Origin of the sequence: Krasilnikovia sp. MM14-A1259 (assembly GCF_047159535.1) — a bacterium.
Taxonomy (GTDB): domain Bacteria; phylum Actinomycetota; class Actinomycetes; order Mycobacteriales; family Micromonosporaceae; genus Actinoplanes.
This window is the reverse complement of the sequence record NZ_BAAGAJ010000002.1, coordinates 189522-205286: the sequence shown is the minus strand read 5'-3', so window position 1 is coordinate 205286 and position 15765 is coordinate 189522. Positions and strand designations below refer to the sequence as shown.

The 15765-nt window shown below is 70.5% G+C and carries 10 protein-coding genes; 2 read left to right on the top strand and 8 right to left on the bottom strand.

What is annotated here, in order from left to right:
• Positions 1–53 precede the first annotated feature (53 nt).
• Entirely contained in the window at positions 54–1307 is a 1254-nt protein-coding gene (locus ACMCNK_RS01355; protein ID WP_412734526.1) for a sensor histidine kinase, read from the top strand.
• 64 nt (positions 1308–1371) lie between these two features.
• Here ACMCNK_RS01355 and ACMCNK_RS01350 read toward each other — a convergent pair whose 3' ends face one another.
• From ACMCNK_RS01350 to ACMCNK_RS01340, 3 genes are all read right to left on the bottom strand, one after another.
• Positions 1372–4191, bottom strand: a complete 2820-nt coding sequence (locus ACMCNK_RS01350) for a lectin (protein WP_412734525.1) — start codon at positions 4189–4191, stop codon at positions 1372–1374.
• 680 nt (positions 4192–4871) lie between these two features.
• The gene (locus ACMCNK_RS01345) at positions 4872–6428 is read right to left on the bottom strand and encodes a serine/threonine-protein kinase (RefSeq protein WP_412734524.1); all 1557 of its coding nucleotides are present in this window, start codon (positions 6426–6428) and stop codon (positions 4872–4874) included.
• 208 nt (positions 6429–6636) lie between these two features.
• Positions 6637–8025, bottom strand: coding sequence for a hypothetical protein (locus tag ACMCNK_RS01340; RefSeq protein WP_412734523.1), 1389 nt, complete (start codon positions 8023–8025; stop codon positions 6637–6639).
• A gap of 267 nt (positions 8026–8292) precedes the next feature.
• Here ACMCNK_RS01340 and ACMCNK_RS01335 point away from each other — a divergent pair, with 267 nt between their 5' ends.
• The gene (locus ACMCNK_RS01335) at positions 8293–9036 is read left to right on the top strand and encodes a hypothetical protein (protein WP_412734522.1); all 744 of its coding nucleotides are present in this window, start codon (positions 8293–8295) and stop codon (positions 9034–9036) included.
• A gap of 122 nt (positions 9037–9158) precedes the next feature.
• On the opposite strand, the gene ACMCNK_RS01330 is transcribed toward ACMCNK_RS01335, so the two are convergent.
• The 5 genes from ACMCNK_RS01330 to ACMCNK_RS01310 all read right to left on the bottom strand — a co-directional run bounded on the left by ACMCNK_RS01330 (position 9159) and on the right by ACMCNK_RS01310 (position 15762).
• Entirely contained in the window at positions 9159–10748 is a 1590-nt protein-coding gene (locus tag ACMCNK_RS01330) for an ABC transporter permease (RefSeq protein ID WP_412734521.1), read from the bottom strand.
• Positions 10745–11665, bottom strand: coding sequence for an ATP-binding cassette domain-containing protein (locus tag ACMCNK_RS01325; protein WP_412734520.1), 921 nt, complete (start codon positions 11663–11665; stop codon positions 10745–10747). The genes ACMCNK_RS01330 and ACMCNK_RS01325 overlap by 4 nt, the downstream gene beginning before the upstream one ends.
• A 3-nt stretch (positions 11666–11668) precedes the next feature.
• Entirely contained in the window at positions 11669–12352 is a 684-nt protein-coding gene (locus tag ACMCNK_RS01320; protein ID WP_412734519.1) for a helix-turn-helix domain-containing protein, read from the bottom strand.
• 100 nt (positions 12353–12452) lie between these two features.
• On the bottom strand, positions 12453–13304 hold the full coding sequence (locus ACMCNK_RS01315) for a PaaX family transcriptional regulator C-terminal domain-containing protein (protein WP_412734518.1): 852 nt from the start codon (positions 13302–13304) through the stop codon (positions 12453–12455).
• 64 nt (positions 13305–13368) lie between these two features.
• Entirely contained in the window at positions 13369–15762 is a 2394-nt protein-coding gene (locus ACMCNK_RS01310; RefSeq protein ID WP_412734517.1) for a bifunctional salicylyl-CoA 5-hydroxylase/oxidoreductase, read from the bottom strand.
• Positions 15763–15765 lie beyond the last annotated feature (3 nt).

The window sequence follows — 15765 nt, the reverse complement described above, 5'->3', positions numbered from 1 at the left end:
ATGGCCGCCGAGGGCGAACAGGTCCGTGGGCGTGCATCGCTATGCTGCTGCGGGTGAGTGGCGCACGCGAGGAGCACGACCGGACGCCGGCGGGTGGCGCCGGGGTGCTGGATGCGGTGCGGCGGGCGAGCCGTTCGCTGCTGTTGTTGGCCTTCGGTCCGGAGCCTGTGGTCCCGGCGCCGCGACGGTGGCAGCAGAATCTGTCCCGCGCGGTGGCCTTCCTGGTCGCCCTGATCCTGCTCGCCAGCATCGGCTCGGCTGTCGACACGCCGATGGTGCTGTCACTCGGGTTGGGCGTCCTCATCGCGCTGCCCTGCGCGATCGTGCTGACCCGGCCGCTGTTGGCGTGGCGCCTCGGGTGGGTGACCGCGTTCGGTACCGCAGTGTTGCCGCTGGGCGACCCGGAGTCGCCGTGGCCCTGGCATCCGGTGCAGCCGCTGATCCTCGCCGGGGTCTTCCTGCTCGCCAGCACGCGGGTGCAGCGCACCGTCCTGATCTCGCTGTGGGCCTCCGCGGTGGTGCCGGTCACGCTGCTCGTCGGCCGATCCGCGGTGCCCGGCACGGTGCTGCTGCTGACCGTGTTCGCGGTCGCGGGCGACCAGATCCGGGCCCGCCGAGAGGTGCAGGGCGCACTGGCCCGCGAGGAACAGCGCAGCGAGCAGGAGCAGGCCCGCCGGGCCGTGCTGGAGGAACGGGCCCGGATCGCGCGCGAGATGCACGACCTCGTGGCGCACCACATGTCGCTCATCGCCGTCCGGGCGGAGACCGCGCCCTACCGGCGGCCCGGGTCGAGCCCGGAGGTACGCGACGAGTTCGCGGAGATCGCGACCGCGGCGCGGGAAGGGCTGACCGAGATGCGCCGCCTGCTGGGCGTGCTGCGCAGCGAGACGCCGGAGCCCGACCGTGCCCCGCAGCCCGACATGGCGGGTCTCGACGAGCTCGTCGCGGAGGCAGCCCGTTCTGGCATGGACGTCGAACTCGTTCTGGAGCCAGGCCCCGCGCCGGTCGCCGCGACCGTGGGCCTGTCGGTGTACCGGATCGTGCAGGAATGCCTGTCCAACGCGCGCCGGCATGCGCCCGCCGCCCGGGTACAGATCGCGATCCGCGGCGGACACGACGACCTGGAACTGCGCGTCGTCAACGGCCGGGCCACCGGGGTGCCGGTCCATCAGGCACCCGGCACCGGTCACGGGGTGGTCGGCATGCGGGAGCGCGCGGAGACGCTGGGCGGCCAGTTCAGCGCCGGGCCGACCGCCGGGGGCGGCTACGAGGTACGGGCCATCCTCCCGCGGGTGAGCCGGGACTGACGTCACCCGCGGGACGGATGCGGCCATCCGATTTGTGCCGCTCTCCCCTGCCGCGCGCTGACCGTCAGCTCGGCAGCGTCCAGTTCTGGGCGGCGGTGCCGTTGCAGGTGTAGATCTGCAGCCGGGCGCCGTTGACGGTGGATGCACTCGGGTCGTCCAGGCATTTGCCGGACTGCGGGTTCACCAGTGAGCCGTTGGCGCCGGGGGACCATTTCTGCGCGCCGGTGCCGTTGCAGCCCCACAGCTGGACCTTCGTGCCGTCGGCGGTGCCGCTGCTGGAGACATCGAGGCATTTGCCGAGCACTCTCAGCGTGTCGTCACCCGCGACCGTCCAGTCCTGAGCGTAGGTGCCGTTGCAGCCCCAGATCTGCGCCGCGGTGCCGTTCGCGGTGCCGGACTGGGCGGCATCGACGCAGAGGTTCGCGCCGGCGCCGGACGTGATGACCCCGGCCCGCGGCTGGGCCGGCGCGGCGACGCTGCCGCCGTACGAGGGCGGAGCGGCGGCCGGTGCGGTCGCCCACGACGTGTTGGCCGTGGTGCCGAGGGTGTAAGTGAGAGTGCCTCCGGAGGTGATGGCGGTGGTGGGTGCGTAGGCGTTGTTCCATGACGTGCCGTTCCACGTGGCGGACTGCGCGTACGGGGCGTTGTCGGCGGCGCCGTCGCCGTTGATCGTCAAGGTGTTGCCCGACGGCAGGGTGACCACGGCCTGGGTGAACAGTGGTGAGCCGAGGGCGAGGTCGGAGGTGCCCGGGGTCATCGGGTACATGCCGAGCGCGGACCACACGTACCACGAGCTCATCTCGCCGAGGTCGTCGTTGCCGTCGGCCAGGCCCCGCGGGGTGTTGCTCCAGATGGCGTCCTGGATGGACCGTACAGTGCCCTGCGTCTTGTACGGCTGCCCGGTGTAGTCGTATTCCCAGGGCAGTTCGATGCTGGGTTCGTTGCCGACCCAGGCGTAGCCGTTGTCGCCGGTGTAGCTGCGCAGCACGGTGTCGAGGTAGTGGTTCATGACGGTGTTGCCGCCCTTGGCGCGGGCCAGGCCGGCGACGTTGAACGGGACCATGCCGGTGTAGATCCACGAGTCGGCCTCGACCATGTCGTCGCCGCTGGTGGGATCGAAGTCCTTCACCCAGCTGCCGTCGGCGTTGCGGGGCTGCACGAAGCCGGAGGCCGGGTTGAGTACGTTACGCCAGCCCTGCGCGCGGTCGGCGAACTTCTGCTGGTTCGCGGTGTCACCGAGCGCGCCGGCGAACGCGGAGACGGCGAAGTCGGCGGTGTTGTACTCCAACGTGGTGGCGACGGGACCGTAGAAGTTGCAGCAGCCGTACGTGCCGTTGTGGGGCTCGTAGCCCGGCGTGGTCAGGTAGTTCAGGCCGGGCCGGGCGTTGTTGGTGACGCTGGCCTGCTTGACCATGTCGGCCAGTGCGGTCGTGGTGTCGAAGTCACGGGCGCCGAAGGCGTAGTAGCCGGCGATGATGCCGTCGGCGGGGTCGCCGACCATCACGTACGATTCGCCGTTGTTCTCCGACCACTTGGGCAGCAGGCCGGTCTGCGCGTAGTCGTCGATCATCGATTGCGCGGTGTCGGAGGCGACCTGCGGCGCCACCAGGGCTTCGAGCTGGGCCTGGGAACGGTAGACGTCCCAGCCGGAGTAGTTCGCGTAGGCGGCGGCATGTCCGGAGTCGACGGTGTGCGTCCGGCCGTCGAATCCGTAGTACTGGCCGTTCGTGTCGCTGATGACGTTGGGGTGCAGCAGCGAATGGTACAGCGCAGTGTAGAAGATCGTTTGCTGGTCCGAGGTGCCGCCGGCGATCTGCACCCTGCCGAGCAACGAGTTCCAGGCACTCTGGGCGGCATCGCGCGTGCCCTCGAAGCTCCAGGCGGGGTTTTCGGCCGTACGGTTGGCGACCGCTCCCGCGACCGACACGTAGGAGACGCCGACCTTGGCCTGCACCACGCGGTTGGACGTGGTGTCGAACGTGACGTGCGCGGCGGAGGCGGCGGCCTGCGAGGAGACGGCCTTCGGGGCCCGGGGCTTCGGCATCGTGCCGTGCAGCCGGGGCTTGTTGGGCGTCTCGGCCGCATTCTTGGACGCCCGTGTGCCGGAGCTCGGCGCCAGGCTGTTGGTGCCAGTGGCCGCAGTGACGCCCTGGCTGGTGAAGGCATGGTCGAAGACCATGTCGAAATACACCGTGTACGTGTTTCCCGCGCCGCAGAACCGTCCGGACGTGACCTGGCCACTGACCTCGGTGTTCGAGACCACGGTGAACTGGGTGTTGCTCGCGCCGGTCTGACTGCCCGTCAGCTTGAAAATCAGATTCGCCTGCGTGGTCGACGGGAAGGTGAAACGCGCCATGCCGCTGCGGGTCGTGGCGGTCAGTTCGGTGGTCACCTGATTGTCGAGCGTGACCTTGTACGTGCCGGCCGACGCCGACTCGTTGGCGTGCGAGAAGGCATCGGTGGCCGCGTTGTTGACCGCACCCACGGTGGGCAGCACCGGTACATCACCGGCCGCGCCGCAGCCGGGCCCGGCTATGTGGGTGAGGCTGAAACCGGTGATGGACGAGTCTTTGTACTCGTATCCGCCGCCCGATGGGCGCGTGGGCGTGTCGGGGCTCCACTGCACCATGCCGAACGGCACGTCGGCGCCGGGGAAGTCGTCGGCGTCGTTCGACGTACCGATGAACGGGTTGACCAGAGTGGCCGGCGACGTCACCAGCGCCGCGGCGCGATGACCCGTCGCCGGGGCGGCCAGGACGGGGGTGGTGAATGCTGCGGCCAGGGCGATTCCGGCTCCGGCTCCGAGGAGCGCGGCGACCGGCCGGCCGGCGCGATGCCGGTCCTGTATGCCGGGCGACGGAGTATGTGCGGGCAGGGGAATCATGGATCCGCCTCCTCGAGGATCGGTTTGTCGGGGGAACCGATCTGATGGGGATCGACGGGCATCCGCCGAGTGACAACGTTGTCACTCTCGTGAAGGTAGCCACGCAATAGACGTGCGTCAATGCTAAGCCAACCCCGGCGTCGCGCACTCGCCCGTGCCGGTGGCGGGATCGAGCCCCTGCAGCATCACGTCATCGGGCGCGGCGAGGGGGCGACGGCAGGTCGAGATCCACTAGCCGCGCCACGACCTCGGCCGAAGTCGTAGGTCTTCGCTGTGGGCGATCCAGGCGTGCGGGTCGTCGGTGTGGATCGGATGAACGTAGAACGCGAATACGTGCCCGGAATCGAACGAGCGTTCTGCCCAGAAACATCCGCACAGGCGGCATCTGTACACGCCCACAAAACGATCTTGGTTGAACTCCACGAGCTCAAGCTGCTCCCGGTACCGGTCCCGGGAGAGCTCCATCGCAGCATCGTCGGTCTCGGGGACCGCAATCGAGTCGTGCCCGCACGGACATGCGGCGGGTAGGCCGGTTTCCGCCTCGGTACCAGGGATCCGATGCTCGGACACCTACGCCCCCTTTTGTTGCCTGCCGACGGCTATTGACCTCCGATCGCCGGGCAACCCGCGCCGCCCGGGATCGGCGTTCCGTACGGTAGTCGGTGTCCACCAGCAGGTCTTCAGAGCCGCAGCACGTGCATGTTGCGGAACGTGGCGCCTGGGTCATCGACATCCTGGGCGGAGAGCACACCGTCGGCGCCGAGAGCGACGCCGAGGGCGAGCCCGCCGGCCGCTTGTGGGGTGGCCTTGTCACTGTGCAGCTGCCGCCGGCCGTCCACCGAGACGTCCAGGTACGGGCCGTTCGCGACAATCAGAACTCGATGCCACTCCAGCGGGTCGTCCATGACCGGTTTCGCCTCGGCGAAATCAAGACCGTTCCCGTAGTCGGGGCTGGCGGAACCGGCTCTGATCAGGTCAGGGCACAACCTGATCAGGAGGCTTCTGTCCGCACCCGTCCGCAGCCAGATCGCCGGGCAGTAGGCGTTTCCCGCCGGTAGGACGTCGACCGTGAGGACCATGTTGCTCGCGTTGAACGGGCCGGGACACCGTTGAGTTGGCGTGTTGTGCGGAAGGATCGCGAGGCCGTCGTCCTGGACGCGACAGCCGGACGCCGGGCGCCAGCCGTCCTCTGTGGAGGGGGTGTCGAGGAAGTCCTCGGCGAAGCGGTTGGGCGGCGGGGTGAGGGTGCCCGGCGGTGCGGCCGCCGCGCTGCGGGTCGGCGACCGCCAGTGTCCTATGCCGGCAACCCCGGCCACGACGGCGAGCAGCGCCACCCCGGCGACGGCGAGCAGCGTGGCCGTCCGGCGGGAGCGTGGACGGCTTTGCGCTGAGGGGCGGCGCCACGGCTGGGCGAGGTCGCCCACGGTAAGCAGGCCGTCCAGCAGTTCGGAGGCTGTCGGGCGGTCGTCCGGGTTCTTCGCGAGGGCGGCGGTGACCGGGCCGCGCAGCGGGCCGGGCACCCCGGTGAGGTCCGGTTCCTGCGTGAGGATCTTTGCGGCGGTGGAGGCCGGGTCGCCGGCCTCGAACGGTGTGCGGCCGGTCGCCGCGTAAGCAACAAGGACTCCCCAGGCGAAGATGTCTGCAGCTGGTCCGTCGGGGCGGCGCTCGTCGCCGGACGCGAAGCGTTCCGGGGCCATGTAGGGGACCGTGCCGACCATCTGGTCCGGCCGGGTCAGTTCGGTTGCGGAGTCCGCCGCCCGTGCGATTCCGAAGTCGATCACCTTGGGGGTGCCCACGGAGAACAGCACATTGTTCGGTTTGAGGTCGCGGTGGATCACACCGGCACTGTGGATCGCAGCGAGTGCGGTCGCGACCCCGACAGCCACGCTGTGCAGGTTTCCGCCGCGCAGGGGCCCATTGCGCCGGATCAGCTGCCCCAGATCGGAACCCTCCACGTACTCGACGACGAGGTACGGCGTCGGGTGATCCGGATCGGCGTCCAGCACCGCGGCGGTGCAGAACGGGGGCACCTGGCGGGCCCGGTTCACCTCGCTGCGGAACCGTGCCCGGAACTCGGGGTTGGCGCCGAGTTCCGGGCGGATCCGCTTCAGCGCGACCTGCCGCCCATCGAGATCCTGTGCCAGGTAGACCGCGCCCATGCCGCCCTCACCGAGCCGGGCCAGCAACTGATAGGAACCGATCTGTCGCGGATCATCGTCGCGCAAGGGTTTCGTCACGGGGATGCAGGCTACAAGCCGTCAGGCAGCGGCTCGGGCGTCAATGGTCCGGGAACTGGCGTTACCGGCGGATTCGCGATTATGCACGCTCGCCGGTACCCAGCCCGCCACCAGCGGGCGCGCTGCGGATGCACACAAGGGAGCGTCACGCCCAGGTGTTTCGGGCGGCGTACAGCCGAGTTGCGTCTGTCTCTGACCGTGAGGTGGGTCAGCGCCAGTCGAAGTGCTCGCGGTGGATGTTTCTGCTGCGAACGCCGGCCTGACGGAATCGGCGGACGAAGCTGTCGACCATGGCGCGAGGGCCGCAGAGGAAGACCGAGAGCCGGCGCGGGTCGTCGTCGATCGCCGTCAGGACGGCGTCGGCGGTCAGGTAGCCGCTGGTGGCCGTGTCGTGCAGATGCACGCTGATCGTGGGGTGCGCGCGGGCGATGGCGGTGATCTCGTTGGCGAAGGGCGCCCCGCCCTGGGTGCTGTAGAACAGGTCGACCTGGCCGGGCGCCGTTTGCTGGTCGAGCGCGCGCAGCCAGCTCAGGAACGGTGTGATGCCGATGCCCCCGGCGATCCAGAGTTGCCGGTCGGTGCCGCGGGCCCGGTCGAAGCGGCCGTGCGGGCCGCCGACGATGGCCGGCATGCCGGGTTGGACGAGGGTCTGCATGCGGGTGGTGTCGTCGCCGAGTGCCTTGACGGTGAAGCGCAGGAGCTGTTCGTGGGGTGCGCTGGAGATGGTGAAGGGGTGGCGTCGCCACCCGGCGCCGGTCTCCAGGAAGAGCATCGCGAACTGGCCCGGGGTGAAGGCGATCGGCCGGCCCAGTGGGGCGAGGGCGATCTCGGTCAGACCCTCCCCGACCGTGATCACCGCCGCGACCTGGTAGTCGTGCAGGGCGGTCAGGTGGCGGGCGACCACCTCCCGGTAGACGTAGAAGGCCAGCCCGATACCGCCGGCGGCGATGTAGGCCCCGCGCAGCACCGCCGAGCCGAACACCGTGCCGTCGAGCAGACCGTGCACGAACGCGGCAGCCAGGAACAGGCCGGTCAGCCGGTGCAGCGCCCGCCAGCGCTCGTACCCGCCGAAGATCCACCGGCAGGCGGCCTGCACCCGCTGCACCGCGGGGACCTCCGCGAGGCGGTCGACGGCCTGGGCCAGGTACGGGCCGCCCCCGGGCAGCATCGTGCGCCAGCGCGGCGCGATCGCCCACGCCGACAGCGCGAGAAGGCCCCACACTCCGACCTGGGCCAGCAGACCGCCGACGTCCGAGCCGCCGCCATGATGGCTCATCGGGGCGCCGGGCGGAGGAGGCGCATGGTGCCCGGACGAGAACAGAGTGTGAGGTGCCAGCAGCACCAGGCCGGCGACGGACAGGCGACGGTGCCAGATCGCGGCCCGGTCGATGCCGTCGAACCAGGTCTCGACCGCGGGCAGCAGCGAGATCAACACCATGGCCAGAGACATGCACAGCACGGCTTCGGCGCCGGCGAGCTGCCCGGCGAACGAGGCCCAACCGCCGTCCGGCGGGCCGGCCACGATCCAGAGGCCCGCGAACGCGACGGCCAGCGCGCCGACGCTGAGCGGCCCCAGGTACCGCACCGGCGGCAGCACCGATCTCCCCGGTTTCACGACGGACCGCGCGACATCACCCACCGCCACAGGGTCGCATCGCCGGAATGTCCCGGCAGTCAGGTCGCCGAACGTGTCCGCCCCGGGGGTCGGGTCAACCTCGGCCGCACCGGCACATCGTGGCGCGCCGGAACGAACCTGAGGGCAACCTGTGTCTTGCTGTGCGTTCCTGGAGATCACCTCGTGGGGGCGATGGACGCGCCGATGCGATATCCCGACCGACAAGAACCCCTCGGACCGGGAGTCGAATTGAGCATCACCGCAGTCACCGGCAGCACCACGAACGCGACCTGGCAGACCCAGCAATCCGACCGCGGGCACGGCGTCCGGCGCAAAGCGTTCGACGCTGCAGCCCAGGCGCTCGGAATGAGCACCTCCGACCTGCGTAGCGCGCTGAAGAGCGGGCAGAGCATGACGTCTCTGGCGCAGAGCAAGGGCGTCAGCACCGACACCCTGACCTCCGCGATCAGCAACGCCCTGAGCAGCGCGGACTCCTCGCTGTCGACCGACAAGGCCACCGAGATCGCGCAGCGGATCGTCGCCGGTCCCCAGCGTGGCCACGGCGGCCCGGACGGACCGCCGCCCGGCGGCAAGGGTGGCCCGCCACCGGCGATCGGCGCCGCCATGGATTCGCTGGCCAGCACGCTCGGGATCAGCTCGGACGAACTCACGTCCAGCCTGCAGAGCGGCAAGAGCCTCACCGATGTCGCGGCCGCCCAGGGCATGGACGCCGACACCCTCAGGACCACCCTGACCAGCGCCCTGACCAAGGCCGACACGTCGCTGAGCGCCGACCAGGCGGGTGCCCTGGCCGACAAACTCATCGCCGGCCCCGCGCAGCACCGGCACGAGCACCAGTTCTCACGCCTGGCGTTCGACAATCAGCTGAACCAGTCGGCAAGCAGCAGCGCTCCGGCCCAGGCCGCCGTCCAGGCGACCTATGGCCAGTACTCGGCCGCCGCGACGACCTCACAGCTGGCCTCCACGCTCTGACCGCAGTCTCGTTCGTCGTCTCATCGATGAACGTGCGGCCCTGACCAGTGCCGTCCTGGTCAGGGCCGCGCCTCGACCGCCCCCTCGTGTGGGTGAACCCAGCAGGCGTGGCGCCACGCAGCTCAGGTCTGCGGGATGTCGCGGCGGCGCAGTCCCGCCAGACCTGCCGCACCGAGAGCGACCGCGACGGCGACGAGCCACACCACCGGTGCCGCGGTGAACGCGCTGCCGGGCAGCTTCGGCACGTGCGCGAACGGGCTGAGATCGACGATCCACTGGCTGAGCCCGAACAATGCACCGAGTTCGAACAGCAGCGCCGAGACGATGAGCCCGGCCCATGCCGCGGTGCTGACCCTCGGGGCCAGGCCGATCAGGGCGACGCCGAGCCCGGCGAGGACCCACGTGGCGGGCAGCTGCACCAGCGCGGCCCCGAGCACCCGCCCGAACTGGCCGCCGATGTCGTGGACCTGCGCACCGTACGCAAGTCCGCCGGTGACGCCCGCGGCGGCCAGCAGCAGCGCCGTGCCGAGCAGTGCGAACACCAGGTGGCTTGCCGCCCAGCGCAGCCGCCCGACCGGCGTGGCCAGCAGGACCTCGGCGTGCCCGGCGGTTTCCTCCTGGCGCAGCCGCAGCGTCGCGTGGATGGTGTAGGCGCTGGCGGTCATGCCGATGATGCCGAAGATCGCGGCGAGGAACGCGTCGGTCAGACCTGCGCTGCCGCCCATGCGGGTCAGGATGTCGGTGAGCTGCTGGTTGGGCGACTTGAGATCGGCGATGCCGGCCGCGGCGCCACCCATGACCGCCCCGGTCAGCAGGAGCGCGACGAGCCAGCCAAGGAGCAGACCCCGGTGCAGCCGCCAGGCCAGCGCGAGCGGGCTTCCCAGCGACGGCGCCGCTTGCGCCGGGCCCAACCGCTCCGGCAGCAGCCCGGCGCCGACGTCGCGGCGGGCCACCAGCACGTAGCCCACCGCGGCGAACAGCACCGAGAAGCCGGCGGACAGCGCGGTCACCGGCCACCGTTCGTCCGCGTAGGGCCGCAGGTGCAGCGCCCAGCCCAGCGGGGACAACCACGTCAGCCAGGTCGGCCCGGTGTCGCCGACGGCTCGCAGCAGGTAGGCGCCGGCCAGCACGGCGCTGGCGATCCCACTGGCCGCGCGGCCGCTGCGGGTGAGCTGCGCGGTGGTGGCCGCGACCGCGGCGAACAGCAGTCCCACCAGTGCGGTCGCGAGGCCGAACGCCACGGAGCCGGCCACCGGCAGCCCGGTCGCCATCAGGCCGAGCGCGGCCAGCACCGCGATGGCGAGGTTGGCAAGCGCGGCCACGATCAGCGCGGCGGTCAGCGGCGCACGGCGGCCCACCACGGTGGCGCCGATGAGTTCCAGGCGGCCGGTCTCCTCTTCGGTACGGGTGTGCCGCACGACGGTGAGCAGGCTCATCAGGGCCACGAGGATGAATTCGGTGGCGCCGATCTTCCAGGTGGTGAGTGCACCGATCGACTTGGCGAACAGGGGGCCGCTCAGCGCGACGAGTGACGGGTTGGCGAGGACGCCGGTGACTGCGTCGAGGTCCGCCTGGGTGGGGTAGAGCTTGAGGTAGTTCGCCGCGGTCCCCATCGGCATGACGGCGAGTCCGATGATCCACACGGTCAGCCGTACGCGGTCGAGGCGCAGTGCCAGGCGTACGAGGATGCGGGTGCCGGTCAGCGTGTTCACCGGGTCGCCTCGGTGGGTTTCGCGGCCTCGGCAGCGCGGTCGTAGTGGCGCAGGAACAACTCTTCCAGGGTGGGTGGCTGGCTGGTGAGGCTGCGTATGCCGACCGCGGTGAGTTCGCGCAGCACCGTGTCGAGCGCGGCGTTGTCGACGTCGAAGCGCACCGTGCCGTTGTGGGTCTGTAGGTCGTGTACGCCGGGCAGCGCTGCGAGGCCGGCCGCCGGACCGGCGAGGCCGGCCTGGATCGAGGTACGGGTCAGGTGTCGCAGCTGGGCGAGCGTGCCGGTCTCGACAGTCCGCCCGTCGCGGATGATGGTGACCCGGTCACACAGCGCCTCCACCTCGGCGAGGATGTGGCTGGACAGCAGGACCGTACGGCCGTCGCGCTGCTGGCCCTCGCGGATCACCTCGCGGAAGACCTCCTCCATGAGCGGGTCGAGGCCGGAGGTCGGTTCGTCGAGGATGAGCAGTTCCACATCGGAGGCGAGGGCGGCGATCAACGCCACCTTCTGCCGGTTGCCCTTGGAGTACGCGCGGCCCTTCTTGCGCGGGTCGAGGTCGAAGCGCTCCAGCAGTTCGGTACGGCGTTGTCTGTTGAGCCCGCCGCGGAGCCGGCCGAGCAGGTCGATGACCTCACCGCCGGTCAGGTTGGGCCACAGGGTCACGTCGCCGGGCACGTACGCCAGCCGGCGGTGCAGTGTCGCCGTGTCGTGCCACGGGTCGCCGCCGAGCAGTCGGGCGGTGCCGGCGTCGGAGCGCAGCAGCCCGAGCAGGATCCGGATGGTCGTGGACTTCCCGGCGCCGTTGGGCCCGAGGAAGCCGTGGACTTCCCCGGTCTGCACGGTCAGGTCGAGACCGTCGAGCGCGCGGGTGCGCCCGAACGACTTGACCAGTGCGTCAACGCGGATCGCCTCGGACATGATTCATGCTCCTTCAGCCGCGGGGTCGGCTCCCGTGGCGCTCGGCGGGTGGGGTGTGCGCAACGGCTCCATCGCCGCGCGGGCCCGGGCAGCGAACTCGGCGTCGATCAGCGGATGCGAGTAGAAGTCGGCCAGCGCGTTGGCCAGGCGCACGTGGCCCTCGGCGGTGAACATGTCGACGCCCAGCGCCCGGGACACGTGCTCATGCATGGCGAGGATCCCGGACTGCATGCCGACCAGCACCGCGGCGTAGGCGCGGAGATCCTCGGTGACGTCCGGGGCCAGTCGCTTCACCCATGTCTCGGTCACGGTCACCATCTCGTCGAACATGGCGGCGGCGGCGGGCGAGCCGTCGAGCAGGGCGCGGGTGACGTACTTGTACAGCAGCACGATCGTCGGATGCACCGACGGCAGGAAGCTGGGGTTGGCCACCTGACCCTCGACCAGCAGCTCTTCCTTGATCTTCACCACCCGGTCCAGGGCGTAGGTGTCACACGCCTCGCGCAGTGCCTCCTTCGACCCGAAGTGGTGCCGGACCAGGCCGGATGACACGCCCGCTTCCCCGGCGATGTCACGGATCGTGGTGGCGTCGGTGCCGCGCTCGGCGATCAGGCGGATTGCCGCGTCCCTGATCCGCGCCCGGGCCGTCAGGTCCTCGAACGCCGGGTCTCCCGCCGGGCGCACCATCGCGCACCTCCTTATACACACGTATGGTCTACTGGCCGCTGTCGCAGTCGACTATACGCGCGTGTAGCTCGAAGGCAACCGTCCCGGTATCCGAGATCAGTCACACGGGGCTGCGGCGGATCACCGCGAGTGCGTGTTCCCGGGCCGCGGCGCTCAGCGCCGTGTTCAGCTCGTGAAACAACGCTTCGGCTGTCACTCCGTTCCAGCCGGGGGGCAGCAGGGCCAGCGGGAGGCCGGGGTCGCGGTAGGGCAGGCGGCGCCATTCGGTGAGCATCGGAACGTACGCGGTGAATGCGTCCAGCGGCGGGGCCGCACCGGCGCTGATGCGGTCGAGCAGCGGGCGGTGCTGCTGGAGGAAATCGGCGTACAGTCCGGCGAGCTCGTCGAGGTCCCACCACGTGCGGATCTTCGAGCGCAGGTCGCCGAAGGCGTAGTAGTCGCCGGTGAAGATGTCGACGTAGGTGGAAAGTCCGCGGCGGTCGAGGGTGTGCCGGGTTTCGGTCGCGAGGTTTCCCGGCGCGATCCACACCCCGGGGGCGGCGGTGCCGAAGCCCAGCCGGGTCAGGCTGGTGCGCAGCGCGTGGCGTTTCTCGCGTTCCGACTCCGGCACCGAGAACACGACCATCAGCCAGCCGTCGGTGGGGACGGCCCGGGCACGCTGGAAGATCCGCACGTCCCCCTCGGCCAGGAGTTCGACCGTGGAGTCGGCGAGGGCGTACCCCGCGGCTCCGTCGTGGCGGACACTGTCGAGCACGCCGCGGCGTTTCAGCCGGGAGACGGCGGAGCGGACCGCCTGACCGTCCACGCCCAGATCCGCCATCAGGCGGACCACGGATGCCACCGACAGCCAGTTGTGTTCGGCGCGGGCGTACAGCCCGAAGACCGTCAGGATCAGCTGGGCGAGACGGACGTCGCGGCCGGTGGCTGGAGCCGATGCGGAGTCCGCCTTCATGGCGCGGATGCTACGCATCGCCGACGTCGCGGCCGGTGCCCGGGGAGCGCACGGAAGGCCGAGCTCATCGGTCCGCCGGCTGCGCGGAGCCGATGGACGGCCGCCAGCGTACGTGGACGTCGTCGCCGGTGGTTTCCGCGCGGATCAGGGACAGGCGGGGGCGGATCGCATCGGTACGGGCGGTGGGCGGCCGCCGGCTGCCCGCCGCGAACTGCACCGGCCAGTCCGCCCCGGCGCCGCGGTACTCCTGTTCGGCGGCGGCGTGCAACGTCCACTGCGGGTCGTACAGGTGTGTGCGGCCCAGCGCGCACAGGTCCGCGCGGCCGGCGAGCAGGATCGAGTTGACGTCGTCATAGGACGAGATGGCACCGACCGCGATCACGGCCGCGCCGGTACCGGCGGCAGCCTCGTGCCGGATGCGGTCGGCGAACGGTGTCTGATAACTGCGCCCGTACGCCGGCTTCTCGTTCTTGGTGACCTGGCCGGTGGAGACGTCGATGCCGTGGGCGCCGTGCGCGATGAACGCGGCGGCGATCCGGACCGCATCGTCGGCGGTGTTGCCGTCCGGAACCCAGTCGGTGGCCGAGATGCGCACCAGTATCGGCCGGTCGCGCGGCCATACGGCCGCGACGGCATCGAAGACTTCCAGCGGATAGCGCAGCCGGTTCTCGATGCTGCCGCCGTACTCGTCGCCGCGCTGGTTCGCCACGGGCGACAGGAACGACGAGAGCAGGTATCCGTGGGCGCAGTGCAGTTCGAGGACGTCGAAGCCGCACGCGGCGGCACGCTCGGCGGCGGCGACGAATTCGTCGCGGACCCGGACCAGGCCGGCGCGGGTCATCTCACGCGGCGTCGCCGATCCGGGCCCGTACGGCAGCGGTGAGGGTCCGATGATGTCCCACCCGCCGTCGGGCAGCGGGTCGTCCATGCCGTCCCACATGAGTTTGGTCGAGCCCTTGCGCCCCGAGTGGCCCAGCTGCACCCCGATGCGGGCGGTCGAACGGGCGTGGACGAAGTCGACGATGCGCCGCCACTGCTGCTCCTGCTCGCCGGTCCACAGTCCGGTGCAGCCGGGGGTGATGCGGCCCTGCGCGGAGACGCAGACCATCTCGGTCATGACGAGCGCCGCGCCGCCGAGCGCTTTGGAACCGAGATGCACCAGGTGGAGGTCGCCCGGTACGCCGTCGACGGCCGAGTACATGTCCATGGCGGAGACCAGGATGCGGTTCTTCAGCCGCAGTGGGCCCAGCTGGAACGGCTGGAACATGGCCGGTGTGTCCGCGGGACATGCGGCGCCGGTGCGTTCGGCGAACCGGCCGCCGATTCGCCGGGCGAACTGCTCGTCGCGGGCGCGCAGGTTGTCGAACGTGATGCGGCGTGACCTGGTGATCAGGTTGAAGCAGAACTCGATCGGGTCCTGGCGGGCGTAGACGCCGATGTTCTCGAACCATTCCAGCGAGGCCTGCGCGGCCCGCTGGGTCGACTCGACCACGGGCCGGCGTTCCGACTCGTAGGCGGCCAGCGCCGTGTCCCGGTCGGGGTGCTCGTGCAGACAGGCGGCCAGGGCCAGGGCGTCCTCCATGGCCAGCTTCGTGCCGGAGCCGATGGAGAAGTGGGCGGTGTGCGCGGCGTCGCCGAGCAACACCACGTTGCCGCTGGTCCAGCGCGTGTTGCGGACCGTGGTGAAGGCGAGCCATTTGGAGTTGTTGCCGAGCAGCCGGTGCCCGCCGAGCTCGGCGTCGAACAGCTCCCGGATCCGGGCGACGGCGAACTCGTCGGAGGTACCGGGCGGCAGCACGACGTCCTCGGTGACATCGAAGCCGGCGGCGCGCCACACGTCCTCGTGCATCTCGACGATGAACGTGGACCCGGTTTCGGAGTACGGGTAGCCGTGGACCTGCATGGTGCCCCAGCGCGTCTGTTTGACGAAGAACTGGAACGCCTCGAAGACGAGATCGGTGCCGAGCCAGATGTATCTGTTGTGGCGTGCGTCCAGCGAGGGCTGGAAGTCGTCGGCGTACCGGGCCCGGATCTGGGAGTTGCTGCCGTCGCTGGCGATGACCAGGTCGTAGTGCCCGCGCAGCTGGTCGACGTCCGGCGCAGGCGTACGGAAATGGGTGGTGACACCGAGGGCGGCGCACCGCTGCTGGAGCAGTGCGAGCAGCTCCTGGCGGCTCATGGCGGCGAAGCCCTGCCCGCCTACGGTGTGGCGTTGCCCGTCGAGGTGGATGTCGATGTCGGTCCAGCGCGCGAACCGGGCCGCCATCGTCGCGTAGAACGCGGCGTCGGCGTTCTCGATACCGCCGAGAGTCTCGTCGGAGAACACCACGCCGAAGCCGAACGTGTCGTCGGGGGCGTTGCGTTCCCAGACGGTGATGTGGTGGGCGGGGTCGAGCTGCTTCATCAGGGCGGAGAAGTACAGCCCGGCCGGGCCACCTCCGACGACGGCGATGCGCATGGT